Below are 25,912 nucleotides of genomic sequence, written 5' to 3' on the forward strand. Positions count from 1 at the left end.
CCTGATCACCGGCGGAAGCCGCGGCATGGGCGCGGCGACGGCACGGCGGCCGGCCCGCGAGGGGGCGGACAGGGCCGTCACCTGTGCGAGCGGCCAGGGGGCAGCCGAGGTCGTCCGGGGCGTCGAGGCGCTGGGGCCGCCGCCGGGCAGTGGCCCAGCACGCGGACTCGGCGGACTCCGGCGACGCGGGCGAGGCCGCGGGCGCGGTGGGCCGTGCCGGGGAGGCACTGGGAGGGCTGGACGTCCTGGTCGACAACGCGGCGTCGGAGTGCTCGGCCCGGGACCCGGCACGCGCTGGGTCATACCGGTGCCGACGCTGATCATCCGGCCGCCGCGCTCCCCGCGCGAGGCGGCGGCCTGACGAAGGCCCTCGCACGGGAGCTCGGAGAGCGCGGGATCAGCGCCGACATCGTCCATCCCGGTCCGATCGACGCCGGCATGAATCTCGCGGACGGCCCCCACGCCTCCGCCCAGGCGGCGATGACGGCGCTGCGCCTCTTCGGCACGGCGCACGAGGTGGCGTCGGCGGTGACGTACCTGGCGGGAGCGGACGCCGCCTAGGTCACCGGCGCCGAGTTCACCGTGGACGGCGGGCACGCCGCCTGAACACCCCATGGGGCGCACTCGTTGCCGGTGCGCCCCATGGGTGCCGGGGCCTCAGCCGCCCAGTTCCTGGAAGCGTGCCGCCAGGCGGGCCGCGCCCTCCCGGGTCAGGGAGCCGTACAGGCGCAGCCGGGAGATGCCGCCGTCCGGGAAGATGTCCACGCGCGCGTGCGTACCAACGGCCGGATCCGGCAGGACGAACCGGTGGTTGGTGTCCGGCTGGAGGCGGGTGCGCGCGAGGATCTCCCGCCACTCACCGTCCTCGCCGTCCTTGACCGAGACGGAGGCCCAGCCAGCCGAGTTGCCCTTGAGATACGCCGTGTCGATCTCGATCGCCCGGATCTGCGCCTCGGCCACGAGCCGGTAGCGGATCCAGTCGTTGCCGTGGTCCCGGCGGCGCCGTGTCTCCCAGCCGTCGTCCATCTTGCGGGAGCGGCCCGGCTGGATGGTGTTGGTGGCGGGCGAGTAGAAGAGGTTCGAGGCGTCCTCGACCCGGCCCCCGTTCTCCAGGGCGACGACGTCGAAGGTGCCGAGGGCCTCGAGCCACGCCGGGTCCGGCACCGCTTCGCCGTGGACGCGCAGACGCGCGATGCCGCCGTCGGGGTGCTGGTTGACCCGCAGATGCGTGAAGCGCTGTTCGACGGCGACCGCGAACCCGTTGGCCGCGTGACCGCCGACCGGGGTGCGCGGGACGAGCGTCGTCCACTTCACGTCGTCGCCCAGCAGCTCCTGCGGGGACGGGGAGCCCGCTACCGCCGTGCCCTCGACGGACACCGCCTGCGGGTAGTTGCCGCGGAAATGGGCGGTGTCGACGACGATGCCGCGTACGACGCCCGGCGTGCCGAGGCGGATCAGCGCCCAGTCGTGGTCGTCCTCCGCGGGCCAGGGGTGCTCCGCCGAGCCGCCGCGGCGGCGCCGTGTCTCCCAGCCGTCCATGACCTTGCCCTTGTGCCCGAAGTGCTCGGGGTCGAACTCGGCGCGCCCGGGCACCAGCAGGTTCTCGCGCTGGGCGAAGAACTCGTCGTTGGCGGCGACGACCCCGGCGCCGAGCCGCCGGTCGGCGAGGTCGGCGTGGCGGGTGAAGGGGAAGTCGGCGGTGCGGTAGTCCGCGTACGGGTCACCGCCTCCGTAGGGGCCGGCGTCGCCGGTGAACGTGGGAATCGCCGTCACAGTGATCAGGTCTTCCTTTCGGGAGTCGGTCGCGGCGGGTGCGGAGGTCAGTCGGTTCTGGCGAGCAGTCGTCCCTTCGGCTCGGTGAACGCGCCGTCCGCCACGATGCGCTCGCCGCGCAGCCAGGTGGACTTGACGACGCCGTGCAGGGTCCGGCCCGCGTACGCCGTGACCCTGTTGCGGTGCTGGAGGGCCGCCGGGTCCACGGTGAAGGTCTCCTCGGGGGTGAACACCGCGAAGTCGGCGTCGCGGCCGGCCTCGATGGCGCCCTTGCGTGCGTCGAGTCCCGCCAGTCGTGCCGTGCGTGTCGACATCCAGCCCACCACGTCCTCAAGTCCGTGGCCGCGCCCGCGGGCCTCGGTCCAGACCGCGGACAGGCTCAGCTGGAGTCCGGATATGCCGCCCCACGCGGTCGCGAAGTCGCCGGTCTTCAGGTCGGCCGTCGAGGGCGAGTGGTCGGTGACCACGCAGTCGATCGTGCCGTCGGCCAGCGCCCGCCACAGCGCGTCCTGGTTGGCGGCCTCGCGGATGGGCGGACAGCACTTGAACTCGCTCGCCCCGTCCGGGACTTCCTCGGCCGTCAGGGTCAGATAGTGCGGGCAGGTCTCCACGGTGATCCGTACGCCCTCGGCCCTGGCCTCGGCGATCAGCGGCAGCGCGTCGCCGGACGACAGGTGGAGCACGTGCACACGGGCGTCGAGGCGCTTCGCCTGTGCGATGAGGTGGGCGATCGCCGTGTCCTCGGCGTCCTTGGGCCGGGAGGCGAGGAAGTCGGCGTACCTGGGACCGCCCCGCTGCGGGGCCGCGGCGAGCCGGCTCGGGTCCTCGGCGTGCACGATGAGCAGTCCGCCGAAGCCGGCGATCTCGGCCAGGGAACGGGCCAGTTGCTCCGGGTCGAGCGGAGGGAACTCGTCCACGCCCGACGGGGAGAGGAACGCCTTGAACCCGAAGACACCGGCCTCGTGCAGCGGTCGCAGGTCCTTGACGTTGTCCGGCAGGGCGCCGCCCCAGAAGCCGACGTCGATGTGCGCCTTGCCGGCCGCGGCCTCCTTCTTCGTGCGCAGGTGGCCGACCGTCGTGGTCGGCGGAAGCGAGTTGAGCGGCATGTCGACGACCGTGGTGATGCCGCCGGCCGCCGCCGCGCGGGTGGCGCTCCAGAAGCCCTCCCACTCGCTGCGACCCGGGTCGTTGACGTGGACGTGGGTGTCGACCAGACCGGGCATGAGGACGTCGTCGCCGAAGTCCTCCCGTCGGGTCCCGGCCGGCACGTCCGCGTCGTAGGGCAGTACGGCCGAGATCGTGCCCCCGGCGACCGCGACCGCCGCCGGGCGCGTCCCTTCGGGAGTGACAACGCGCCTCGAGCGCAGCACCAGTTCAGTGTCGGACACCCCGGCCCCTCTCTGCCGACGTCCTGCCCGCGGGAAACGGGAGTTGCCTCCACGGAACGAATTCAACGTTCTGTTGAAGGAGTCTTCACTCCCGCCCCTGCACCGTCAAGGGTGCGCCTACTCCGAGCACCTCCGGCACGGCCGTTCTGGACGTTTCCACAAGGCGGAATTAGACTTTCGTAACGAGAGGCGTAGCTATGCACCACCGGGCGGTGGACCGGCCGCCGGGTAGGCTTCTGCCCCTCCCTCCCTGTCCGCCCCGAAAGGAACGCGCCGTGCCGACGTCCAGCGCCAGCGACGCCCCCGCAAAGTCCGCCGCGGGCGGCGGCGTCCAGTCCCTCGAGCGTGCCTTCGACCTTTTGGAGCGAATGGCCGACGCGGGCGGCGAGGTCGGCCTGAGCGAGCTGTCCGCGAGCAGCGGGCTGCCGCTGCCCACGATCCACCGTCTGATGCGCACACTGGTGGCCTGCGGTTACGTCCGCCAGCAGCCCAACCGCCGCTACGCGCTCGGCCCCCGGCTGATCCGGCTCGGCGAGTCGGCGTCCCGCCTGCTCGGCACCTGGGCCCGCCCCCACCTCGCACACCTGGTGGAGGAGACAGGCGAGACCGCGAACATGGCCCTGCTCGACGGCGACGAGATCGTGTACGTGGCGCAGGTGCCGTCCAAGCACTCGATGCGGATGTTCACCGAGGTGGGCCGGCGGGTGCTGCCGCACTCCACGGGTGTGGGCAAGGCGCTGCTCGCCAACACGCCGGACGGCGAGGTGCGCGCGCTGCTCGCCCGCACGGGCATGCCCGCCGCGACGGAGAAGACGATCACCACTCCGGACGCCTTCCTCGCCGCACTGGCCGAGGTACGCCGGCTCGGGTACGCGGTCGACGACAACGAGCAGGAGATGGGGGTCCGCTGTCTCGCGGTGTCCGTCCCCGGCTCCCCGACGGCCGCGGCGATCTCCATCTCCGGGCCGGCGGGCCGGGTCACGGACGCGGCGACGGAGAAGATCGTGCCGGTGCTCCAGCAGGTGGCCGCCGAGCTGTCGGCGGCGCTGGCGAGCACGGGCCCCGCCGCCTGACCCACAGCCGTCACATGGGCTGCCCGTCGACCGGGGAGGTCAGCCGCCCGTCCGTCATCTCCCGCACCGCGTCCACTCCTTCGAGATGGGAGCGGTCGTGCGTCACCAGGACCGTGGCCGTGCCCTGCTCCCGTGTGAGACGGAACAGCAGGTCCACCACGGCCGCGCCCCGTTCGTGGTCGAGGGCGCTGGTCGGCTCGTCCACCAGCAGCACGGACGGCTCGTTCATCAGCGCACGGGCGATGTCGACCCGCTGCCGCCGGCCCCCGGAGAGCTGGTGCGGCCGGCGGTGCGTCTGCCCGGCGAGCCCGACCGAGGCGAGCAGGTCCCGGGCGCGGTCCGCCGCGCCGCGCCGAGCGCTCCGAGGACGGTCATCACCCCGGACGGCCCGAGAAGGGTCGGTGCGTCGAGCACGAAGGGCACGTCCCCGCCGGAGATCAGGACACCGGTCACGGCGGCCAGGCCGGCCCCGAGCAGGGTCCCGGCGACCAGCACGACGACCGCCTGGCCGAGCGCGTCGCGCAGCAGATACGGCGTGGTGGCGCCGAGCGCCTTCAGGACCGCGATGTCGGGCGACCGCTGGATCGTCCACACCGTGAAGAAGGCCCCGGTGACGAGGGCGGAGATCACGAGTTGGGCGTCGACTCGCACGGCCGCGGTGGCGGTGGCCGCGGAGCGGGGAGTCATCCGCCGCCGGGGATAGCCCCGGCCGCGAGCGCTCAGTCGCGGGGCGGCTCCCCGAACAGCTCCACCGCGCTGCGGACGTCCGCGAGGCCCCGGCCCAGGGCACTGACCGAGCCGATCGCACCGGCGACCAGCAGCAGGGACCGGCGCAGGCGCGGGATCTCGGGAGCGCCGCTCACGGCCATGGAGGCGAGCGCGGCGAGTTCGTCCTCGGCTATGCCGCGGTCGGGGAACTCGGCCGGGAGCATGGCGAGTTCGCGGCGCAGCTGGTACACCGCGGTCCGCAGTCCCGCCACTCGCGGGTCCTCATCGCTGCCGGTCACTGGCCTCTGCCCCAAGCTCCGCAACACAGCTCTCCCCCCTCGCACCCCTTTGCGCGCACGGCGTCGGTACGTCGCCCGGTGCCCCGTGGCGTCGGTCAGGCGCCGGGGGACGCGGGTCAGTAAACGCCAATCGGTGCGCCGGGCGCCACCGTGCGGACCGAAATTCAGCCCTGGGAAACCGCACGCCCGGCACGGGGTCAGGTATGCAGGACGTATGACGCGAAACGAAGACCGCATCGCCGGGCTCCTCCTCGCGGCGGGCGGAGGCCGGCGGCTCGGCGGACGGCCCAAGGCGCTGCTCGAACACCGCAGGCGGCCGCTCGTGGAGCACGCGGTCGAGGTCCTGCGGGCGGTCGGGTGCGCCCGCGTGCACGTGGTGCTGGGAGCGGCTGCCGAAGTCGTACGTGAGCGGGCGGAGCTCACCGGTTGCGTACTGGTGGACAACCCGGACTGGGAGCAGGGCATGGGTTCCTCGCTGCGGGCGGGGCTCGCGTCGCTCGCCGGGACGGGGGCGTCGGCGGCCCTGGTCCTGCTCGTCGACCAGCCGGGGATCGGTCCGGCGGCGGTGGCCCGGGTGCTGGCCGCGTACAAGGACGGGACATCGCTGGTCTCGGCCGCCTACGACGGGGTACGCGGCCATCCGGTGCTGTTCGGCGCGAGCCACTGGGCGGGCATCGCGGCGACGGCGACGGGCGACCGGGGGGCGCGCGACTACCTCAAAGCCCATGAGGACGCGATCACCCTCGTGGAGTGCGGGGACGTGGCGCAGGCCTACGACATCGACACCCGGGGCGACTTGGTCCACCTCGAGTGAGGGCGTGGCACCGAGCGCCATCTTGGCTCGATGCGGAGAATCTCGACGTCAACAGATCATTGAACTTCCACTATGAGGAAACTACTATCCACTGATCAGAAGCGTCTGACGGGCCCACCGGGTGCCGTCGGCCGCATCCGCGCCACCTGGCACCCAGTGCCGCGGCGAACTCACGTCAGCCGAAGGAAGTGACAGCTCATGTCCGCATCAGCGCCGTCGCCGGTCGTCGTCGAGGCCGAGCTCCTGCCGCGGCAGGACGAGGTCCTCACGGAAGCGGCCCTCGCCTTCGTGGCCGAGCTGCACCGCCGGTTCACACCTCGGCGTGACGAGCTGCTGGCCCGCCGGGCCGAGCGCCGCGCCGAGATCGCCCGCACCTCTGCCCTCGACTTCCTGCCGGAGACCGCGGCGATCCGCGCGGACGACTCCTGGAAGGTCGCCCCCGCGCCCCAGGCCCTCGACGACCGCCGTGTCGAGATCACCGGCCCCACCGACCGCAAGATGACCATCAACGCCCTCAACTCGGGCGCGAAGGTATGGCTCGCGGACTTCGAGGACGCCTCGGCACCCACCTGGGAGAACGTGGTCCTCGGTCAGCTCAACCTGATCGACGCCTACACCCGGAACATCGACTTCACGGACCCGGCGAGCGGGAAGACCTACGCCCTGCGCCCGGCCGAGGAGCTCGCCACGGTCGTGACGCGTCCCCGCGGCTGGCATCTGAATGAACGTCACCTCCTGGTCGACGGACAGCCGGTGCCCGGCGCCCTGGTCGACTTCGGCCTGTACTTCTTCCACAACGCGCAGCGCCTGCTCGACCTCGGCAAGGGCCCCTACTTCTACCTCCCGAAGACGGAGTCCCACCTGGAGGCGCGCCTGTGGAACGACGTCTTCGTCTTCGCGCAGGATTACGTCGGCATCCCGCAGGGCACCGTCCGCGCCACCGTCCTGATCGAGACGATCACAGCGGCGTACGAGATGGAGGAGATCCTCTACGAACTCCGCGACCACGCCTCGGGGTTGAACGCGGGTCGCTGGGACTACCTCTTCTCCATCGTCAAGAACTTCCGCGACGGCGGCCCCAAGTTCGTCCTCCCGGACCGCAACGCGGTCACCATGACGGCCCCGTTCATGCGCGCGTACACCGAACTCCTCGTGCGCACCTGCCACAAGCGCGGCGCCCACGCTATCGGTGGCATGGCGGCGTTCATCCCCTCCCGCCGCGACGAGGAGGTCAACCGGGTCGCCTTCGAGAAGGTCAAGGCCGACAAGGACCGCGAGGCGAACGACGGCTTCGACGGCTCCTGGGTCGCCCACCCGGACCTGGTGCCGATCGCCATGGCGTCCTTCGACCGGGTCCTAGGCGATCGGCCCCACCAGAAGGACCGCCTGCGCGAGGACGTGGACGTCAAGGCGGCCGATCTGATCGCCGTCGACTCCCTGGACGCCAAGCCGACGTACGCTGGCCTGGTCAACGCGGTCCAGGTCGGCATCCGCTACATCGAGGCCTGGCTGCGGGGTCTCGGCGCGGTCGCCATCTTCAACCTGATGGAGGACGCGGCCACCGCCGAGATCTCCCGCTCGCAGATCTGGCAGTGGATCAACGCGGGCGTCGAGTTCGAGAACGGCGAGAAGGCGACCGCCGAGCTCGCCCGCAGGGTCGCCGCCGAGGAGCTCGCGAACATCCGGGCCGAGATCGGCGAGGACGCCTTCGCGGCCGGCCACTGGCAGCAGGCCCACGACCTGCTCCTGAAGGTGGCGCTCGACGAGGACTACGCGGACTTCCTCACCCTCCCCGCGTACGAGCAGCTCGCCGGCTGACCTACTCCGCCGCCCTGTCCGAGTGGCCGAGGGGCTTTCCCGGGGCCACTCGGTCGCGCACCAGGCGCTTGACCGCCGTGGGCTCGGGGAAGCCCTGCTCACGGCGGTCCCAGACGACCTCGTCGTCCACCCGGACGACGAAGACACCGCCCTTGCCCGGCTTGAGGGCGAGCTCCGCCAGCTCGTTCTCGAACGTGGTCAGCAGTTCCTGCGCCAGCCAGGCCGCGCGGGGCAGCCACCGGCACTGGGTGCAGTACTCGATCTGGACGCGATGGGTCATCGCGCCGGCGGGGTCCGTCATCCCAGATGCACCGACCAATCCTGTTCCGCGGCCGGCTTGCCGTGCAGGTCCGGGACCCGCTTGAGCCAGTCCGGACGGCCCTGCTGGGTCCGCGCCGCGCGCCGGGCCTCCTCGGCCGCGAGCTCCTCCCGGGTGGGGAAGTCGGTGGGCAGCCAGGCCTCCGAGGTCTTGACCCGGGCCAGGAGGTAGTCGACGTAGGCGTCCCTGACCTCTCCGGGCGTCGCGAAGCCCGGCTCTCCGGCCAGCCAGGCGTCCGGCACCTCCCCGGTGACCTCGCGCAGCAGCTCCTCGGTCACCTCGGGCGCGAGCTGGTCCTCGGCGGCCCGCATGTCCGGGGCGAAGTGGCCGAGGGCGTGGTGCCGGAAGTCGTACGCCTTGTCCGGCGCCGAGGCGTCCCAGCGGTGGTGGAAGACGAGGGCGGCGCCGTGGTCGATCAGCCACAGCCGCGGGGGTGCGGTGCCGAAGGTGGGCCAGACCATGAGGTTGGAGCTGTGCACGGTGCGGTCGACGTTCACGGTCAGCGCGTCCAGCCAGACGATCCTGCCCGCCTCCACCGGGTCGACGGTGCAGGCCCGGGCGACCTCGGGGGTGAAGTCACGGGCGCCGGGGAGGTAGTCCATGCCGAGGTTGAGACCGGGGCTCGCGTTCAGCAGGTCGCGCACCTCCTGGTGCGGTTCGTGCGCGGCGATGGCCGGGTCGAAGTGCGCGAGGACCAGTTCGGGCACGCGCAGTCCGAGCCTGCGGGCCAGCTCCCCGACGATCACCTCGGCGACCAGCGCCTTCACACCCTGCGCGGAACCGGTGAACTTCACGACGTACGTCCCCAGGTCGTCGGCCTCGACGACTCCGGGCACGGAGCCGCCGGACCGGAGCGGGTTCACGTATCGAACAGCAGTCACGTCGCGCAGCACACCGGCCACTGTAGGACAGCCGCTCGCGGGGGTCTGTGGAGATCGCCTGCCCGCCGGGACCGCCGGCGGGCGTTCACCGGCAGGCCAGCGGGTTGGGCAGCGGCAGATAGCGCGCGTCGGCGCCGTCCGCGCCGGTCCAGCGCAGCAGGAGGTTGGTCTTGCCGGGGAGGGTGGGCGCGGCCAGCAGCCCGGGGATCTCGGGGACCGGGTGGCGGGCGAGCTCGGCGCGGGCGGCGGGCCAGGGGTTCCACCCGGGGTGGCGTTCGGTCAGCAGCGCGGCCAGTTCCGAGAGGTTGTTCACGACCAGGCAGTAGACCAGCCGCTCCCAGCCCGCCTGACGCGACACGTCCGTCAGGAGCTTCACGCCCTCCGCGTCCCGGAACAGCGCCTGCACCGGCAGACCGGAGGCGTCCACCGCGACGAGCGTGTTCTGCAGGTGCGCCTCCAGGACGACACCGTGCCGCTCGAACGTCTCCAGGGCCGGCGGGACGACCTGACGCAGATACGCCGTCCACCAGGCCTCCGGGTCGCTGAGCGCGTCGAGCGGGCTGCCCCCGAAGCCCTCCACCAGGCCGGCGGCGAGCAGCGGGGTGGCGCCGGGCAGGACGTGCCGGCGCAGGCCGTCACGGACCAGCACGGCCAGTTCCTCGAAGGCGAAATCGGCCGTGCGGTAGCCGCGGTCGCTCAGCCAGGCCGCCGGGCCCTGGGCCGCCGCGAACGCGCGGGCCACGGCCCCGTCGGTGCGGCGCAGCTCGAGCAGGTCGTGGCGCCACAGCCGGCGGATGTCGTTGGTGATCCGCACGTCCAGGCTGAACTTGACGAACAGGTCGTCGTCGGGGGCGTACACCGTACGGATCGCGGCCGTCGGCGTGACGGGCCGTGCGGTCGCGCCGAGCCTGACCAGGCGCCCGTCCGCGAACGCCTGCTGGATCTCCGGGCGGCCGGCGACCAGGCCGAGCTGCCAGGGGTGCGCGGGCAGCAGCCGGTAGCCGCGCGGTGCGGTGCCGAGGGCGTCGAGCGCTGTCGTGTCGCCCTCCTCCACCACGGCGTCCTCGCGGACACCCAGAAGGGTGAGCGGGAAGCGGGCGTACGCCTCGGGGGCGTACGGCAGCCAGCTCGCCACGGGCCCGCCGCCGCGCGCCTTGGGGGCGGGGTGGTGCGGGTGTCCCATGATCAGGGACTGTTCGGAACGCACATACGGGTCCTGCGGCGCCGTCGCGCGGGCGCGGGCCGTCAGGATGGCGGCCACCGCCTCCCGGCTGTCGAGCATCTCGCCCGGCAGTTCGGGATTGGACAGACCGGTGGCGCGGCGCAGCTCGTCGGCGGTGAGTTTGACCAGTTCGGCATGGGTGAGCGGGTGCCAGGAGCCGTCGGCGTACACCTCGGGGTCATGGGGCCGGCGCCCGCCGCGGACACGGAGCAGCCGGCCGCCGGCCCGCAGGCGGTGGACACCCTGTTCACCGGCGGGCTCCGCCGCCTCCCGCAGCAGGCAGTTGAGCAGCGGCGCCGCCGCGTAGGCGTCCGCGCGCTCGGGGACCTCGTCCCTGTGGTGCATGGGGTCCACGGTGGTCCATTCGTTCCGTACGGGCACTGGCGATCAGTATGTCTTTGGTGGTCCTTGACCACGATCCGCACCCAGCCCCCGAGGAGCCAGACCGTGCCCCCTTCTCCTTCGGCCGAGACCGAGCTCGCCGCCGAGCTCGACGCCGTACGGCCCGACCTGTCGGCGTCGTACGCGGCCGCGCTCCCCGGTGCCCGCTCGGCCGTCCTGTCGCGCCTGTGGCGGGCGCTGGCCCATGAGCCGCTGCCGTGGATCGCGCGCCGGGAGCCGGCGGCCGGGGGGCTCACGCTCCGACTGACCGACGGGCGCAGGCTGCACGGGCCGCTCGCCGACCCCTGCGCGACCGCCGCGTACGTGACCGAGGTGCGGCTCGAGGGACGGGCGTACGACCGCCCGGGCGCGCTGGTCAGGGCGCTCGGCGTCCCGGACGGCGAGTCGTTCGCCGCCGAACTCGACCACAGCTCCGCGTCGCTCGCACTGTCGCGGGCCGGCCGGCCGCAGGACACCGGGGAACCGGTGACGAGCTGGGCGTGGGAGCAGCGGGTGGTCGACGGGCACCCGTTCCACCCCAACTGCCGGTCGCGGCCGGGTTTCTCGGTCGCCGAGCAGCTCGCCTACGGGCCCGAGCACCGGCCGCTGGTACGCCTCGGTCTGGTCCCCTTGGACGACGGCGGTCTCGTACGGGGCGAGTGGCCGGAGTGGCTGCGGGACGGCAGGCGCCCGCTGGTCCCGGTCCATCCCTGGCAGACCGCGCACGTACTCGGGATGCCGGCGCAGGAGGGACCGACCGCCCATCCGCTGATGTCGCTGCGGACGCTGGCCCTGCCCGACGACGGCCCGCATGTGAAGACGGCGCTCAGCGCACGGCTGACGTCCTCGGTGCGGGACATCTCGGTGCAGTCCGTCGAGACATCGCTCACCGTCTCCGACTTCGTGGGGTCGATCGCCGCGCGCACCGACGGCCTGCTGCACGTCACCCGCACCCTCGGAGCGGTCAGCGCGCACTCCCCCGACCTCGCGGCGTTGCTGCGGGAATCGCCCGAGACCCACGCGGACACGGCGACCGGTGAACGGGTGGTCCCGGTCGCCGCTCTGCCGCTCACCGGCCTGCCCTCGTCCGCCGCCTGGTTCGCCGCGTTCACCCGTCTCGCCCTGACCGTGGGACTGCGCCTGCTGGACCTGGGCGTGGCGCTGGAGGCGCACGGCCAGAACCTGCTGGTCGTGCTCTCACCCACGGGCGCCCCACGACGGCTGGTCTACCGCGACCTCGCCGACATCCGGGTGAGCCCGGCCCGGCTGGCCCGGCACGGCATCAAGGCCCCGGACCTGGCCGGCCGGATGGTCACGGACGACGAGACGACCCTGCGCCGCAAGCTGTTCGGCTCGCTCGTGGCGGGCGCCCTGGCCGCGGCCGCGGGGTCGGCCCCCGTGCTGCGTGAGGCGCTGGAGCCGGCCGTGCGGGACCTGCCGCGCACGGCCGATCGGACGGCGCTGTGTGCGGAGCCTCTGCCCACCAAGGCCCTGACCCTGATGCGGCTGTCCCCGCAGCGGCCCGGCGATCTGTGGACGCTGCTGCCGAACCCGCTGACCGGGGCGGGCCCGTGACCGCGACGGGTCTGTCACGTCTGCTTCAACTACATGGAGATGGAAGGGAGTTGCATTGCGTCCCGGTCGTTCGGCACTGAATCATGGAGTGCTGCAGAAGTGGCGCGGTGGAACGAGGGGACTGAACAGTGGCCGACATCCGGGGGATCGACGAGTCGATGACCCCTCTGCGTCCGGACCAGCTCGACGCGGGAGCGGTGATCGCCCAGTCGCTGGACAACCAGTGGGTGAGTGCGCATCTGGCCGAGGAGATGATCCGGGACGGGAGATCGTTGCGGCAGGTGGCGGACCGGCGGGAGACACAGGTGCGCGCCGAGTACTTCCGCAGTCTGATCAACGCCCCTCAGGTCGTGGTGAACCGGGCGTTCTTCTACAACAACCCGGCGATCAGCCGGGACCTGATCGAGGGCGGGGACGCGCGGCAGGCTCATCGCAAGCTGCTCACCTCGGGCGCCCTGGTCCCGTATCTGCTCAACGAACGGCACCCGGCCGAGCAGCCCGCCCCCCATCTGCACGTGGACGAGGCCGGATACGCGGCGTGGCGGGACACCTTCGAGGAGATGTCCGCCACGGACCGGGTCCGGTGCGTGCGCATGTCGTGGGACGACCAGGAGAACCGGGAGCGGACCCGGGCCCGGCTGTACAGGCCGTTCGCCGCGAAGGTGCAGGGACTGACGGCACTGGACCTCGATCTGCTGGCCGGTCAGGTCGGCGTCGCGCCGGAGGAGTACGGGGCGTTCCGGCGGCGGCTGGGCGAGCTCGTCTCCTTCAGCAACGACCTGAACGTCCGGGGCGAGTCGGTCGTGCGCAACGTCCTGTACGAGCAGTTCGTGACCGTGCCGGGCAGCAGCGTGGTGGACGGGCGGTACGACGGCGCCAAGCCGTTCGCCGCACAGCTCAAGCAGCTGCTCGACCTGCTCTACAACGTCAACCTCGCCGATGCGCTGGGCCGCTTCCCGCTCACCCCGCAGGGCAGCCTGCGGCGGGTCGTGCTGCAGGAGGTCCGGCAGGTGCGGGACGATCCCGGGATCATCCGGGATCCCGAAGCGCTGTCCCTGTTCCTGCGAAGGCAGGCTTTCGGCATCGTCCAGGACCACCTCACGCCCTCCAACGTCGACGGGCTGGCCCTCGGGGACGTGTGGTCGCTGCGGCAGAGCGGGGCCTGGAACGCCTACATCAGGGCCTTCGGCGCGCTGACCGCGGACCCGCTGGCCTTCCACGACCAGGTGGGGCGTGTCTTCGACCACTACGTCCGGGTCAACCGGGCCATCGTGGACCTCGCGGCGGCGCGCGGGCAGCGGATCGGGACCAGCCGGTGGTCACCCGTCATCGAGGTCGTGGTCACCCTGGGCGGTTCGGTGTTCTCCGCGATTACCGGCGACCAGACCTGGGAAGTGCTGGGAAGTATCGCGCCCCTGGCGGCCGGACCGGTGGGCGGCTCGGTACAACTGGTGCTGCGCAACAGGCGGGAAGGCATGCGGGAACAGAGATTCGCCCGTGAGATCGCCCGGGTCCGACTCGACAGCGAGCGGGAATGGGCCGTGTTCCACGACCTGGTGAGCCGGCTCGGCGCCTACCGGGAGGCCGCCGCGCCCCCGCCGCGGGCGACCGCCGTCACGACCACGCAGGACGACGACGACCTGCAGGAGTGGTGACCGTCGTGCGCGGGAGCCGATGACCGCGTACCGGCGCGCACGGCGCGCCTATGAGGCCCTGCGCCGGGTCCGCCCGGAGTGGTTCCGCAACGAGTCGGGCGGTATCGAGATCCTGTCCGAACCCGCGCTCACCTCGTCGCTGTGGCGGATGCGGTGCCACACCGCCGCGCGGGAGGCGCGCGGCAGCCGGGGGCGGTACTGGTGGGCGCGACTGCGGCACGCGGTGCGTCCCGAAACCGTCGGTGTGGTGTCGGCCGACCGCTTTCTGTTCCATCTGCGCGATCCGGTGCGCTTCCCGGACGGAACGCTCGGTCTGTACAACCGGATCGTCCCGCCGCCGGGGGCGACACCGGGCGTCGTCGTGCTGCCGCTGCTGGGCCCGGACGGAGGGATCCTGCTGATCGAGCACTACCGGCATGCCACCCGGGAGTGGCACTGGGAGGTGGTGCGGGGGTTCGGCGAACCGGGGGCGAGCGCGGAGGAGAACGTGGCGCGGGAACTCCAGGAGGAGGTGTCCGCCCACCCGCGGCAGACGGTACCGCTCGGGGAACTCCACCCGGACACGGGCCTGCTGGCCCAGCAGGTCCAACTGTTCGCGGCCCGCGTGGAGTCCGTCGGCGAGCTGGAGCGGCACGAGGGGATCCGCCGGGCGAAGGTCGTCACCTGCGCCGAGGCGGAGGAGATGGTGCGTACGGGAGACATCACCGACGCCTTCACCATCGCGGTGCTCTACCGGGCCCGTCTGGCAGGGTTGTTCGATTAGACCACCAAGGTTCCACGGCTCGTTTTGAAGCGCGCGGCTTCTGATCAATAGGATCCGCCGATGATCACAAGAAAACGGTTGGCGACGGGTGTCTGTGCCCTGCTCGCCGCCCTGGCGGCCGGGATGGCCGTCCCGGCCGGCGCCGTCGCCGACGAGACGACGGCCCAGGCCGCGCCCAAGGTCGATCTCGTCCTCGACGTCAGCGGCTCCATGCGGGCGCAGGACATCGACGGCGGCTCGCGGATGGCTGCGGCGAAGCAGGCCTTCAACGAGGTGCTCGACGCGACACCGGAGGAGGTGCAGCTGGGCATCCGGACGCTGGGCGCCAACTACCCGGGCGACGACCAGAAGACCGGCTGCAAGGACACCGCGCAGCTCTACCCGGTGGGGCCGCTGAACCGGACCGAGGCCAAGACGGCCGTGGCCACGCTCCAGCCCACCGGCTGGACCCCGATCGGCCCCGCCCTGCTGAAGGCCGCGGACGACCTCAACGGCGGCAACGGCTCGCGCCGCATCGTCCTCATCAGCGACGGTGAGGACACCTGCGCCCCGCTCGACCCCTGCGAAGTGGCCCGCGAGATCGCGGCCAAGGGAATCGGGCTGACCATCGACACCCTGGGCCTCGTGCCGAACGCCAAGCTCAGCAAGCAGCTCAGCTGCATCGCCGAGGCCACCGGCGGCACCTACACCTCGGTGCAGCACAAGGAGCAGCTCTCCGACAAGGTCAACCAGTTGGTGGACCGCACGGCGGACAAGGTGGTCACCCCGGTCGCCGTGGAGGGCACCGGACAGTGCACGACGGCGCCCACGCTGAAGTCCGGCCTCTACACGGACCGCGAGGAGATCGGTCAGCACCGCTTCTACCGTGTGGACGTGGCGCCCGGTCAGGAGCTGCGCGCCTCCTTGAGCGTGGCCGACGACCGGCAGGTGAACCCGGACTACGGGGTGACGCTGCGGGCGATCAGCTCGCACGGGCGTGAGATCGTGCGCGGCGAGGCGACGGGCTCCGGCCGTACGGACGTCATGTCGACGGGTCTGCGCTATCCGAAGGCGAAGAGCGGCGAGGAGGACGCACCCGCCGAGACGGTGTGTCTCCAGGTCGCCAACTCCTTCTCGCCCGTGGCCGGTGTGAAGACGACGCCCGGATTTCCGCTGGAGCTGACCGTCGACGTCGTCGACGGGCCCGACCAGGCGGGCGACGTCGCCTCCTTCGGCCTCGGCCGTGGCTGGTGGCTGCTCGGCGCCCTGGTCCTGACCGGCTTCCTCGCGGGTGTCCTGTGGGGCTGGATTTCCCGCTGGCGGCTCGCGGTCTGGAGGACCAACTGATGCGTATCAAAACGATTCTGACCGCGGCGGCCCTGCTGCTGGGCGCCTCCGTCTCCCCGGCCCTCGCCGACTCCTCACCGTCCCCGAGCGCGTCCGGCGACAGCGCCGCGCCCACCTCGGCGGGCACGTCGTTCCGTACGGCGACGGAGATCGAGCAGGGCCAGCAGGCCACGGCGAGCGCCTCCACCGGTGACTACCTGTACTGGTCGTTCCCCGCGGACGCGGGACAGCGCCCCACCGTGAAGGCGACGGTGAAGCTGCCCTCGGCGTCCCAGAGCGGGACGCAGACCTGGCAGTTGGACGTGTACGACGGGCTGCGCCGCCGCCAGGCCTGCCAGTACGGCACGCAGACGCGCGCGGCGGCGCAGGGTGCGTCCTCCGTGAACCTGTCCTGCACGCTGCGCACGGTTCGCGCCTGGTCGGAGCAGTGGTCCGACGACCCGCTGCCGGGCACGTACTACGTCCGGCTGACGGCCGTGGGCCTCGGTGCCGCGGACCTCGGCATGCCGGTGAACGCCGAACTCCAGGTGCAGTCCAAGGAGATCGGCGGCTCGGCGGCCGTGGACGGTTCGCTGGCGCAGCCGCTGGTACCGGGGATCGCGACCACCACCTCGCAGCAGCAGTCGTCCGAGTCGGACGCGGCCGTGCTGTCCTCGCTGAAGCCCGACGACGGCTGGGCCTCCGGCTGGTGGTCCGACCGCTGGGTGTGGACCGCGGTCGGCGGCATCCTCGCGGCCCTCGCGGGCATCGGCGGATACGCGCTGACGCGTGGTTCGGGACGTCCGTACCGGGTGCCGCCGGGCGCCTGAGGCACCGCTCGGGGCAAGCGGAGGCCCGCCGTGCCGTCTCGGCACGGCGGGCCTTCCCGCTGAACTCCCTCGCAGCACACGAGGACGGCTGAAGGTGCCGGAAAACGCCATGCGCGCGGGTCAGTCCCCGCGCAGCGCCTTGGCGAGCGTCCCGTCCCCCGACACCTCCACGCGGCCTGCGCGTACGGCCTGATCCAGTGTCACATCACCTCTGCCCAGGGCGGTGCAGGTGCCGGCGTCGAGGGAGAGCCGGGCGTCGGGCTCCCGGGGGGCGGCTCCCTCGCCGTACACCGGGCCGTCCTCGGCGCCGAGCCGCAGATGGAACTTGCCCTCGTCCAGGTGGACTTCGACCAGGCCCTCCCCCTCCAGCGAGGCCAGCAGCGGCAGCGCGAACCAGTGCGCGCGCACCGCGTCCGTCGGCCTGCGCTCCCCCAGCGCGGGCCCGCCCCACGCGCCGAGCGCCTGGATCACCGGAAGCAACTCCCGGCCGCGAGGGGTGAGTTCGTACACGAACGCGGCGGAAGGCGGTGGCAGCCGGCGCCGCGTGGCCAGTCCGTCGCGTTCCATGTCCTTCAGCCGGGACGCCAGGACGTCCGTGCTCACGCCCGGCAGGTCCGCGTGCAGATCGGTGTAGCGGCGCGGTCCCGCGAGCAGTTCACGGACGATCAGAAGGGTCCAGCGGTCGCCGACGGCGTCGAGGGCCCGGGCCGTGGAGCAGTACTGGTCGTAGCTTCGGCGAGGTGACATGCGACGCAGTCTAGACACGTTGTTGGACTTTCCAAGCTCCCACTTGGTAAAACCAAGCATCACAGCTAGCGGAGGGGAAGCGACGCATGGAGTTCCGGCAGTCGAGCAAGCTCAGCGAGGTCTGTTACGAGATCCGCGGCCCGGTGATCGAGCACGCCGACGCGCTGGAGGAGGCGGGCCACAGCGTGTTGCGCCTGAACACCGGCAACCCCGCGCTCTTCGGCTTCGAGGCGCCGGAGGAGATCCTCCAGGACATGATCCGGATGCTGCCGCAGGCGCACGGCTACACCGACTCGCGCGGCATCCTCTCCGCACGCCGCGCCGTGGCCCAGCGCTATCAGGAGCGCGGCCTGGAGGTGGGCGTCGACGACGTCTTCCTCGGCAACGGTGTCTCGGAGCTGGTCTCGATGGCCGTGCAGGCGCTGGTGGAGGACGGCGACGAGATCCTCATCCCCGCACCGGACTTCCCCCTGTGGACGGCCGTGACGACCCTCGCGGGCGGCCGGGCCGTCCACTACCTGTGCGACGAACAGGCCGACTGGTACCCGGACCTGGACGACATGGCGTCGAAGATCACGGACCGCACCAAGGCCGTCGTGATCATCAATCCCAACAACCCGACGGGCGCCGTCTACCCGAAGGAGATCCTCGAGGGCATCCTCGACCTCGCCCGCCGGCACGGCCTGATGGTCTTCGCGGACGAGATCTACGACCAGATCCTCTACGACGACGCCGTACACCACTCGGCCGCCGCGCTCGCCCCCGACCTGGTGGTCCTCACCTTCTGCGGCCTGTCGAAGACGTACCGGGTGGCGGGCTTCCGCTCCGGCTGGCTGGTGGTGACCGGTCCGCAGCAGCACGCGCGGAACTATCTGGAGGGCCTGACGATGCTGGCCTCCATGCGGCTGTGCGCCAACGCACCCGCCCAGTACGCCATTCAGGCCGCGCTCGGCGGACGCCAGTCCATCCACGAGCTGACCGCACCGGGCGGCCGCCTGCACGAGCAGCGCGACCGCGCCTGGGAGAAACTCAACGAGATCCCCGGAGTGACGTGTGTGAAGCCGAAGGGCGCGCTCTACGCGTTCCCGCGCCTGGACCCGAAGGTGCACCGGATCCACGACGACGAGAAGTTCGTCCTCGACCTGCTGCTCCGCGAGAAGATCCAGGTGGTCCAGGGCACGGGCTTCAACTGGCCCGCCACGGATCACTTCCGCATCCTCACGCTGCCCTACGCGGACGACCTGGAGGCGGCGATCGGCCGGATCGGGCGGTTCCTGAGCGGGTACCGCCAGTAGGGGAACGGCCGTCTGGCTCAATCCGTCCTGCGCGCCGCCACGGGCGTGTGACACGGTGCCGGTAGACGGAAGCGGAAGGGCCAGGAAGGGCAGGGCGTGGGCGACCTCATTCTCGTCCGGCACGGTGAGACCGAGTGGTCGTTGTCCGGGCGGCACACCGGGCGGACCGACGTACCGCTGACCGACAACGGCCGGGAGCAGGCGCGCCGGCTGGCTCCGCTGATCGCGCGGCACCACATCGCCGCCGCGTTCGTCAGCCCGATGCAGCGGGCCCGCGAGACGGCCCGGCTGGCCGGGATCGGCGGGGCGCGCGTCGACGCGGACCTGTCCGAGTGGGACTACGGCGGGTACGAGGGGATCACCACCCACGAGATCCACCGCACGCGTCCGGACTGGTTCCTCTTCAGGGACGGTGTGGCGCCCGGCCCGCCCGAGCACCCCGGGGAGGGCCCGGACGAGGTCGGGGCACGCGCGGAGCGCATGCTCGCCAAGATCGACGCGGCGCTCGGCGACGCGGAGGGCAGCGTGGTCGTCGTCTCGCACGGCCACTTCCTGCGGGTGCTGACGGCGCGGCGCCTCGGGCTGCCCGCGTCGTCGGGCGCGCTGTTCCAGCTCTCCACCGGCACGCTGAGCCGGCTGGGCACGGAGCACCGGCGCCATGTCGTGGCCGGGTGGAATGTCAGACCCGACGCGTACTGTTCCCATGGGTCCGTCTCGGAAGGAGAGGCGGGGCCGGACGTGCCCTGACCGGGGCCAGGACACCGGTCCCCCGCCCGGTGCGCCCAGGGGAAGGAGCACGCCGTGACCCGACCGCCCACCGCCGCGCAGCGGCGAGTCATCGACGCGGCCGATCCCGTGACCGGCCGGCTCAAGGGGACGGACGCCCAGCTGGCCGCGCTGGTGAAGCGAGGCCTCGCGTTCCGGCATCCGCGTCCGCCGCACGACCACTTCCTGACCCCCTCGGGCCATCGCATACGCGAGTCGCCCCAGGAACAGCCGACCGCGGTCCCGGCGCCGTCCGACTCCGGTGTGTTCGCCGCGCGCGTCGGCGGCGAGGACGCACCGGCCACCGGGCCCGCCCGGCTGCGCGAGGTACGCGGCGCCTGGGAAGGACTGCTGGAGCTGCGCCGGATGACCAACCCGGACGGTGCCGTGGACCGTCCGTGCGGCTGGGAGCGGGCCCATCTGGTGCGGGCCGCGGCGCTCGCCCTGGAGGCGGCCGGACACCGGCCCGCCCCGGGCGAGGGCGACGGCTACCGGGTACGCGGGACACCGCAGCCGGAGGCGGTCGCGGTGTACGAACAGGACCTCGGGGCACGGCACGCCTGCGCGGCCACGCTGGAGAAGGCCGGGTGGCAGGTGAGCGAGCACACGCAGCCGCGCACCGGGGCGCGGTACCTGCTGGCATCACCGCGGCGCACATGAACCGGATGAACCCCCTGGCGCGAACCGCGCGGAGTACCGAGGAGCCGACCGCGGCCGGGTGATCAACACAGAGGGCACTGCCGTACATTCGTACGCTCGCACGTCTGTTGCCGTCACCTTGGAGGAAGAGCATGGCCGAGCACACCGCGGAGCCGTTCTCCGTCGCCGTCACCGTCCGCGGGTACGAGACCGATGCCCTCGGGCACCTGAACCAGAGCGTGTATCTGCAGTACGCGGAGCACGCCCGCTGGAGCCTGCTGCAGGCCGCCGGAGTGAGCCCGTCCGAGCTGCTCGCCAAGGGCGTGGGGCCGGTGGTCCTGGAGACGACGATCCGCTATCTACGGGAGCTGCGCGCGGGCGACGAGGTGGAGGTGACGTGCGCCTTCGAGTGGGGCGAGGGCAAGACGTTCCGGGTCGTGCAGACGATCCGCAGGACGGACGGCACGGTCTCCGCCGAGGTCACGGCGGTCGGCGGACTGATGGACCTCAACCTGCGCAAGCTGGTGTCCGACCCGCAGGGGCACTTCCGGGCGATGGCGAGCGAGCCGGGGGCATTCGGTCTGTGAGGTCGGCGGTCTACGCGTCGAGCAACTCCGGGCGGTGCTCGGCGTCGTAGACCGCGCGCGCCTCGGCGATGGCCACCCGGTGCCGTTCCACCCGGTCGGTGAGCGACAGCAGCGTGGCGTGCAACTCCTCCGCGATGGGCGTCAGTGACGCGTCCTTGGATACAGCGAGCCGGCCACCGGAACCGCGTTCCTGCCGGCACCGGTCGCGATCGGAGCGCTGATGCTGGGGCTCTCGGCACGGACCATCGCCCGGTTCGGCGCGTACCGGGTGCTCATGGCCGGGCTCGTGCTCATCGTCACCGGGATGGGCCTGCTGAGCCGCGCTCCGGTCGACGGTTCGTACCTCACCGACGTACTGCCGCCGCTGCTGCTGCTCGCCGCCGGGTTCGCGGCCGCGATGCCCGCACTGACCGGGCTCGCGATGTCGGGAGCCCGGAAGGAGGACGCGGGGCTGGCGTCCGGGCTCTTCAACACCACGCAGGTGGTGGGCGGTTCGCTGGGCCTCGCGACGCTGTCGACGCCGGCGGCGGGCCGGACCGGCGGACTGTTCGAGCGGGGAGCGGGGCTGATCCCCGCCACGGCGGCGGGTTACGGGCTGGCCTTCCGGGTGGCGGCGGGGGCGCTGGTCCTGGCGGCGGTCGTGCTGCGTCCCCGTCCGGAGTGACAGCGTGGGGGGCGACCAACACGGATCCCGGATGCGAGGGGGCGCCCGCGGCTGTCATGCTGCACAGCCATGGCACCACGAACGATCAAGCCGAGCCTGTACATCTCCGTGGACATCGAGGCGGACGGACCGATCCCGGGGCCGTACTCCATGCTGAGTCTCGGCGCCGCCGTGGCCGGGCGCCAGGATGCGGTGGGGTTCAGCGCGGCCGACCCGGAGGAGCACACCTTCTACCGCGAACTACGCCCGATCAGCGCGGAGTTCGTGCCCGAGGCGCTCGCTGTGAGCGGCCTGGACCGGGAGCGGCTGACGCGCGAGGGAAGTGAACCGGCCACCGCCCTGGGTGAGTTCGCCGACTGGGTACGCCGTGTGAGCACGGGCGCGCAGCCGGTGATGTGCGGCTACCCGGCGTCGTACGACTGGACGTTCCTGTACTGGTACCTGATCCGCTTCACCGGCGCGAGCCCCTTCGGGCACTCCGGCTGCCTGGACATGAAGACGCTGTACGCGACGAAGGCGGGCCTGCCGCTGCGGGCGGTCGCCAAGGGCACGATGCCGCGTCACCTCCTGTCGAAGCGCCGCCACACGCACCACGCCCTCGACGACGCCGTCGAGCAGGCCGAACTGCTCGCCAACCTCATGGCGTGGCCGGGCCCCGGCGCATAGGGCACCGGGACCCGGCCGAAGCCGTGGTACGGGCCCCATCGCGAGGACGCCCCGCACCGACCCGTTTGCAGACCGCTGGTCGCCATCTTGAGGGTGGGGATCTTCTCGTCGACTGGGTGGGCGGCCACGGCGGCTCCTCCGGTCGGTTGCACGTCGGCTCTGACGTGGGTGTCAAGGAGGTTGGTGCGTGTGGTCGTGCGGGACCGGGGACGGGATCGTTCGAGGGGAAGGGGTCCGTTCCGGGGCGCGCAGGTCCCTGCGCGCCCCGGAACGGGCGCCGTGGACCCGCTCGGGTCCACGGCCACCGGCCGGGAGCCGTCCCTCCCGGCCGGAGTCCGGCGGTGGCTCAGCCCTGGCCCGCGATGCGTGCCAGGCGCCGGGCCTCGTCCCGCGTGGCGCGGGCGACGGCGTCCTCGTCGACGTGCAGCAGGCGGCCGTTCTCGACGACGGGCTCACCGTTCACGAGAGAGAGCGTGACCGGGGCCGCGGCGCCGAGGACCAGCGCGGCGACCGGGTCCGCGATCGAGGCGTGGGCCAGCGTGTCGAGCTTCCACAGCACCAGGTCGGCGAGCTTGCCCGGCTCCAGGGAGCCGATCTCCGCGGCGCGGCCCAGGACCTGGGCACCACCGTAGGTGCCGAGGCGCAGCGCCTGACGGGCGGACAGGGCCGCCTCGCGATGGGCGCCCAGACGGTTGATCAGGAGCGCGTTGCGCAGTTCGGTGTGGAGCTCGCCGGACTCGTTGGACGCCGTGCCGTCGACGCCGAGGCCGACCGGGACGCCGGCCGCGAGCATGTCCGGGACCCGGGCGATACCGGCCGCCAGGCGGGCGTTGGACGACGGGCAGTGGGCGACGCCCGTCCTCGTACGGGCGAAGGCGGCGATGTCGGAGTCGTTCATGTGGACGCAGTGCGCCATCCAGACGTCCTCGCCGAGCCAACCGGTGGACTCGAAGTAGTCCGTGGGCCCCATCCCGAACAGCTCGTGGCAGAACTTCTCCTCCTCCACCGTCTCCGAGCCGTGGGTGTGCAGCCGCACACCCTTGCGCCGCGCCAACTCGGCGCCCTGCCGGAGGAGTTCGGTGGAGACCGAGAACGGGGAGCAAGGGGCCACGGCCACCTGCGTCATGGCGTCGAAGGAGGCGTCGTGGTGCTCGTCGATCGTCGCCTCGGTGGCGGCCAGCGCGCCGTCCAGGGTCTCGACCGCGAAGTCCGGCGGCAGTCCGCCGTCCTTCTTGCTGCGGTCCATGGAGCCGCGCGCCAGGGTGAAGCGGACACCCGTCTCGCGGGCGGCCCGGACGATGGCGCCGGACAGGTCGCCGGAGCCCTGCGGGTAGACGTAGTGGTGGTCCATGGCACAGGTCACGCCACCGCGGGCCATCATGGCCAGCGAGCCCTGCGCCGCGGCGTACGCCATCTCCTCGTCGATACGCGCCCAGGTCGGGTACAGCGCGACGAGCCAGTCGAAGAGGTTGTGGTCCGTGGCCAGGCCCCGGGTGATCCACTGGTAGAAGTGGTGGTGCGTGTTGACCAGGCCCGGCGTGACGAGGTGACCGGAGGCGTCGATGCGGCGTACGACGTTCTCCAGGCCCTCGGGGGCTGCTCCCGCGCCGACCGCCTCGATGCGGTTCCCGGCGACGACGACATGGCCCGAGGCGTACTCGGTGTCGTCCGCGTCCACGGTCGCGATCGCACAGTTCTCGATGACGATGCGCCGGTCTGCTGCCATGGTGCGTCCTTTTCGCTCTGTGGAGAGGGCACGGCAGGACCCCGGAGGTTTGAGTGCCGCGGCCCGGCGGCCACGGGTGCCGAAGGAGGACGGGTGCCCCCGGCGGACCGGGAGCACCCGGCGCGTCAGAGGTTGGTGAGGTCGACGGGGATCCGCGCCTCGCACCCCTCCCGCAGCACGGTGGCCTCGATCAGGCCGTACGGGCGGTCGGCGGCGAAGTACACCTCATTGTCGTTCTTCAGCCCGAACGGCTCGAGGTCGACCAGGAAGTGGTGCTTGTTCGGCAGCGAGAAGCGGACCTCGTCGATCTCGCCACGGTTGTCGATGATACGCGCGCCCATCTCGTAGAGCGTCTGCTGCAGTGACAGGGAGTAGGTCTCTGCGAAGGCCTGCAGCATGTGCTGCCTGGTCTGCTCGTAGGACGTCTCCCAGTCGGGCGCCGGCTGGTCGTCCTCGCTCCAGCCGAACCGCCAGCGGCCGGAGACCTCGGTGGCCAGGATGCGGTCGTACGCCTCCGGGAGCGTCGTGTACTTGTCCTTGACGTAGCCCCAGAACTCGGAGTCGGTCGTGTTCATCACGACGAGGTCCTTGAGCCCCGAGACGACCTCCCACTTCTGCCCGTCGTACGTGATCTGCGTCAGTCGGGTCTCCTGGCCCCTGCGGACGAAGGAGTGCCCGGCCTCAGCGGCGGCGGACTTCGAGCCGGCACCCGAGGTCCCGATCCGGTCCCAGGCGTACTCCTCGATGCGGATGCGGGCCCGGTGGATGGGTTCCTGCGAGGTCACGAAGTGCCGGGCGAGGTGGATACCGAACTGCTCGGCGCACTCGATGCCGTGCTCCTTGGCGAACGCGTACACCGTGTTCTTCGTGGTGTCGGTCGGCAGGACATGGGCGTTGGAGCCCGAGTAGTGGACCTCGTCCATGTCGCCGGAGAGCGACACCGACACGTTCAGGTCCTTGATGTGGTGGGTGGCGCCGTCCCGCACGATCCTGACGACGCGGTTCTCTGCTTTCCCGTACTGGTTCTGGCCGAGCATCGTGGGCATCTTCTGCTAGCTCCCTCGGTATACGGAGTAGCCGAACGGGTTGAGCAGCAGCGGTACGTGGTAGTGCTCGCCCGGCACGACGGCGAAGGTGACCGCCACCTCCGGGAAGAACGCTCCGGCCGCACCGCTGTCCCGATTCGCGGGGGCGTCCTGCTGCGCATCGGCTTGTTTCTTCGCGGTGCTTTCGAGGTGCGGCTCGACCTCGAAGTCGAGCCGTACATGGGTCGTGCCCTGGGGCGGCACCGGGAGGTCCTTGCACCGGCCGTCCGCGTCGGTCGCCGAGCCGCCGACCGCGTGCCAGTCGGCGCTCCGGCCCGAGCGGGCGGAGAGGCGGACCGGGACGCCTTCGGCGGGGCGGCCGGCGCTGGTGTCCAGGATGTGTGTGGACACGGAGGCGGTGGTCTCGGTACTCATGCGGTTTCCTCTTCGAGCAGTCGGGCGAGCCGGATGCGGTTGATCTTTCCCAGCTCGGTGCGGACGATCTCCCGCTCCCGCTCCGGCGGGTTGCCGATCCGCTCCTTGACCGCGTCGCGCATCTGCTCGCCGCTCCTCCCGGTCGCGCAGATGAGGAAGACATGGCCGAACTTCTCCTGGTAGGCCAGGTTCAGTTCGAGCATCTCCGCCTTGAGTTCCGCGGAGGCGCCGGCCATGCCGCGCTGTTCCCGGGCCGAGGTGGGGTCCCCGGCCTTGGGCCGGCCGATCGGCGGGTGCCCGGCCATCGCCTCCTGAAGGTCCGCCGTGGTCAGCTCCGCCATGGCGGTGTCGTTGGCGGCGTAGAGCTCCTCGGCGCTGGCGTAGGGGCGCGCGGCGAGCAGCCGCCCAGCCCACGCCGTGGAGGCGCACGCCTCGAGGAGGGCGGCCTGGGCCGCGTGCTCCCCCAGGGCGTTGAACCGGGCGAGGCCCGGCGGCGTGGAAGTCGACGTCACATGGGCCTCCGTGGCCTGTGTGCTGACTGGGCTGCGAACAGCTAACG

24 protein-coding genes and 5 pseudogenes are annotated in these 25,912 nt (G+C 72.1%); 15 read left to right on the forward strand and 14 right to left on the reverse strand.

The window, feature by feature from the left end; all coding sequences use genetic code 11:
• The first annotated feature begins 25 nt into the window (after positions 1-25).
• A pseudogene (locus tag ABZ904_RS18670) lies at positions 26-561 on the forward strand (SDR family oxidoreductase).
• A 96-nt stretch (positions 562-657) separates the two neighbouring features.
• On the opposite strand, the gene alc reads toward ABZ904_RS18670, so the two are convergent.
• Both alc and allB read right to left on the reverse strand, forming a co-directional pair.
• Positions 658-1,773, reverse strand: coding sequence for an allantoicase (gene alc / locus ABZ904_RS18675; RefSeq protein WP_361824407.1), 1,116 nt, complete (start codon positions 1,771-1,773; stop codon positions 658-660).
• Positions 1,774-1,820: 47 nt separating this feature from the next.
• The gene (gene allB, locus ABZ904_RS18680) at positions 1,821-3,161 is read right to left on the reverse strand and encodes an allantoinase AllB (RefSeq protein ID WP_361824410.1); all 1,341 of its coding nucleotides are present in this window, start codon (positions 3,159-3,161) and stop codon (positions 1,821-1,823) included.
• 275 nt (positions 3,162-3,436) lie between these two features.
• On the opposite strand from allB, the gene ABZ904_RS18685 reads away from it, so the two are divergent.
• Complete coding sequence (locus ABZ904_RS18685; protein ID WP_360994642.1) at positions 3,437-4,234, forward strand: IclR family transcriptional regulator; 798 nt, start codon at positions 3,437-3,439, stop codon at positions 4,232-4,234.
• A gap of 10 nt (positions 4,235-4,244) precedes the next feature.
• Here ABZ904_RS18685 and ABZ904_RS18690 read toward each other — a convergent pair.
• From ABZ904_RS18690 to ABZ904_RS18700, 3 genes and pseudogenes are all read right to left on the reverse strand, one after another.
• Positions 4,245-4,589 (reverse strand): annotated as a pseudogene (locus ABZ904_RS18690) (ATP-binding cassette domain-containing protein); the annotation flags it as partial.
• Positions 4,580-4,861 (reverse strand): annotated as a pseudogene (locus ABZ904_RS18695) (ABC transporter permease); the annotation flags it as partial. The pseudogenes ABZ904_RS18690 and ABZ904_RS18695, both read right to left, overlap by 10 nt.
• Positions 4,862-4,953: 92 nt before the next feature.
• Positions 4,954-5,268, reverse strand: a complete 315-nt coding sequence (locus ABZ904_RS18700) for a DUF5955 family protein (protein ID WP_361824413.1) — start codon at positions 5,266-5,268, stop codon at positions 4,954-4,956.
• Positions 5,269-5,455: 187 nt separating this feature from the next.
• On the opposite strand from ABZ904_RS18700, the gene ABZ904_RS18705 reads away from it, so the two are divergent.
• Together ABZ904_RS18705 and aceB are read left to right on the forward strand one after the other, a co-directional pair.
• Entirely contained in the window at positions 5,456-6,055 is a 600-nt protein-coding gene (locus ABZ904_RS18705) for a nucleotidyltransferase family protein (protein WP_361824416.1), read from the forward strand.
• 198 nt (positions 6,056-6,253) lie between these two features.
• Complete coding sequence (gene aceB / locus ABZ904_RS18710) at positions 6,254-7,873, forward strand: malate synthase A (RefSeq protein ID WP_360994649.1); 1,620 nt, start codon at positions 6,254-6,256, stop codon at positions 7,871-7,873.
• Position 7,874: 1 nt separating this feature from the next.
• On the opposite strand, the gene ABZ904_RS18715 is transcribed toward aceB, so the two are convergent.
• The 3 genes from ABZ904_RS18715 to ABZ904_RS18725 form a co-directional block, all read right to left on the reverse strand.
• Complete coding sequence (locus ABZ904_RS18715) at positions 7,875-8,153, reverse strand: SelT/SelW/SelH family protein (protein ID WP_359403849.1); 279 nt, start codon at positions 8,151-8,153, stop codon at positions 7,875-7,877.
• 17 nt (positions 8,154-8,170) lie between these two features.
• The gene (locus ABZ904_RS18720; RefSeq protein ID WP_359403810.1) at positions 8,171-9,085 is read right to left on the reverse strand and encodes a HipA family kinase; all 915 of its coding nucleotides are present in this window, start codon (positions 9,083-9,085) and stop codon (positions 8,171-8,173) included.
• A gap of 73 nt (positions 9,086-9,158) precedes the next feature.
• The gene (locus tag ABZ904_RS18725) at positions 9,159-10,640 is read right to left on the reverse strand and encodes an IucA/IucC family protein (RefSeq protein ID WP_359403813.1); all 1,482 of its coding nucleotides are present in this window, start codon (positions 10,638-10,640) and stop codon (positions 9,159-9,161) included.
• 102 nt (positions 10,641-10,742) lie between these two features.
• Here ABZ904_RS18725 and ABZ904_RS18730 point away from each other — a divergent pair, with 102 nt between their 5' ends.
• From ABZ904_RS18730 to ABZ904_RS18750, 5 genes are all read left to right on the forward strand, one after another.
• Positions 10,743-12,251, forward strand: coding sequence for an IucA/IucC family siderophore biosynthesis protein (locus tag ABZ904_RS18730; protein WP_361824420.1), 1,509 nt, complete (start codon positions 10,743-10,745; stop codon positions 12,249-12,251).
• Positions 12,252-12,379: 128 nt separating this feature from the next.
• A complete protein-coding gene (locus ABZ904_RS18735; RefSeq protein WP_359403819.1) occupies positions 12,380-13,906 on the forward strand; it encodes a hypothetical protein in 1,527 nt (508 codons plus the stop codon).
• 19 nt (positions 13,907-13,925) lie between these two features.
• Positions 13,926-14,669 carry an NUDIX hydrolase gene (locus ABZ904_RS18740; protein ID WP_359403822.1) on the forward strand — a complete coding sequence of 248 codons (744 nt, stop codon included), beginning with the start codon at positions 13,926-13,928 and terminating at the stop codon, positions 14,667-14,669.
• Between the two features lie 60 nt (positions 14,670-14,729).
• A complete protein-coding gene (locus ABZ904_RS18745) occupies positions 14,730-15,995 on the forward strand; it encodes a VWA domain-containing protein (RefSeq protein ID WP_360994661.1) in 1,266 nt (421 codons plus the stop codon).
• Positions 15,995-16,804 carry a hypothetical protein gene (locus ABZ904_RS18750; protein WP_359403828.1) on the forward strand — a complete coding sequence of 270 codons (810 nt, stop codon included), beginning with the start codon at positions 15,995-15,997 and terminating at the stop codon, positions 16,802-16,804. The genes ABZ904_RS18745 and ABZ904_RS18750 overlap by 1 nt, the downstream gene beginning before the upstream one ends.
• 120 nt (positions 16,805-16,924) lie before the next feature.
• On the opposite strand, the gene ABZ904_RS18755 is transcribed toward ABZ904_RS18750, so the two are convergent.
• Positions 16,925-17,551, reverse strand: a complete 627-nt coding sequence (locus ABZ904_RS18755) for a winged helix-turn-helix transcriptional regulator (protein ID WP_361824425.1) — start codon at positions 17,549-17,551, stop codon at positions 16,925-16,927.
• Positions 17,552-17,637: 86 nt separating this feature from the next.
• Between ABZ904_RS18755 and ABZ904_RS18760 the strand changes: the two genes are divergently transcribed.
• The 4 genes from ABZ904_RS18760 (at position 17,638) to ABZ904_RS18775 (ending at position 20,837) form a co-directional block, all read left to right on the forward strand.
• Positions 17,638-18,846 carry a pyridoxal phosphate-dependent aminotransferase gene (locus ABZ904_RS18760; protein WP_359403834.1) on the forward strand — a complete coding sequence of 403 codons (1,209 nt, stop codon included), beginning with the start codon at positions 17,638-17,640 and terminating at the stop codon, positions 18,844-18,846.
• Positions 18,847-18,942: 96 nt separating this feature from the next.
• A complete protein-coding gene (locus tag ABZ904_RS18765; RefSeq protein WP_359403837.1) occupies positions 18,943-19,593 on the forward strand; it encodes a histidine phosphatase family protein in 651 nt (216 codons plus the stop codon).
• A gap of 54 nt (positions 19,594-19,647) precedes the next feature.
• Positions 19,648-20,271, forward strand: a complete 624-nt coding sequence (locus ABZ904_RS18770; protein ID WP_360994671.1) for a hypothetical protein — start codon at positions 19,648-19,650, stop codon at positions 20,269-20,271.
• 131 nt (positions 20,272-20,402) lie between these two features.
• Positions 20,403-20,837, forward strand: coding sequence for an acyl-CoA thioesterase (locus tag ABZ904_RS18775; protein WP_359403840.1), 435 nt, complete (start codon positions 20,403-20,405; stop codon positions 20,835-20,837).
• A gap of 10 nt (positions 20,838-20,847) precedes the next feature.
• Here ABZ904_RS18775 and ABZ904_RS18780 read toward each other — a convergent pair.
• A pseudogene (locus ABZ904_RS18780) lies at positions 20,848-20,982 on the reverse strand (transcriptional regulator); the annotation flags it as partial.
• A gap of 3 nt (positions 20,983-20,985) precedes the next feature.
• Here ABZ904_RS18780 and ABZ904_RS18785 point away from each other — a divergent pair.
• A pseudogene (locus ABZ904_RS18785) lies at positions 20,986-21,501 on the forward strand (MFS transporter); the annotation flags it as partial.
• 69 nt (positions 21,502-21,570) lie between these two features.
• The gene (locus tag ABZ904_RS18790) at positions 21,571-22,167 is read left to right on the forward strand and encodes a 3'-5' exoribonuclease (RefSeq protein WP_360994674.1); all 597 of its coding nucleotides are present in this window, start codon (positions 21,571-21,573) and stop codon (positions 22,165-22,167) included.
• Between the two features lie 346 nt (positions 22,168-22,513).
• Here the strand turns inward: ABZ904_RS18790 and ABZ904_RS18795 are convergent, their stop codons facing one another.
• From ABZ904_RS18795 to uraD, 4 genes are all read right to left on the reverse strand, one after another.
• Positions 22,514-23,893, reverse strand: a complete 1,380-nt coding sequence (locus ABZ904_RS18795; protein ID WP_361824432.1) for an 8-oxoguanine deaminase — start codon at positions 23,891-23,893, stop codon at positions 22,514-22,516.
• A gap of 125 nt (positions 23,894-24,018) precedes the next feature.
• On the reverse strand, positions 24,019-24,939 hold the full coding sequence (gene pucL / locus ABZ904_RS18800) for a factor-independent urate hydroxylase (protein WP_359406163.1): 921 nt from the start codon (positions 24,937-24,939) through the stop codon (positions 24,019-24,021).
• Between the two features lie 6 nt (positions 24,940-24,945).
• Complete coding sequence (gene uraH, locus ABZ904_RS18805) at positions 24,946-25,353, reverse strand: hydroxyisourate hydrolase (protein WP_360994679.1); 408 nt, start codon at positions 25,351-25,353, stop codon at positions 24,946-24,948.
• Complete coding sequence (gene uraD / locus ABZ904_RS18810) at positions 25,350-25,865, reverse strand: 2-oxo-4-hydroxy-4-carboxy-5-ureidoimidazoline decarboxylase (protein WP_359406157.1); 516 nt, start codon at positions 25,863-25,865, stop codon at positions 25,350-25,352. Before uraD ends, uraH begins: the two co-directional genes overlap by 4 nt.
• Positions 25,866-25,912: the final 47 nt, after the last annotated feature.

This window comes from Streptomyces sp. NPDC046900 (assembly GCF_040644975.1).
Lineage (GTDB): Bacteria > Actinomycetota > Actinomycetes > Streptomycetales > Streptomycetaceae > Streptomyces.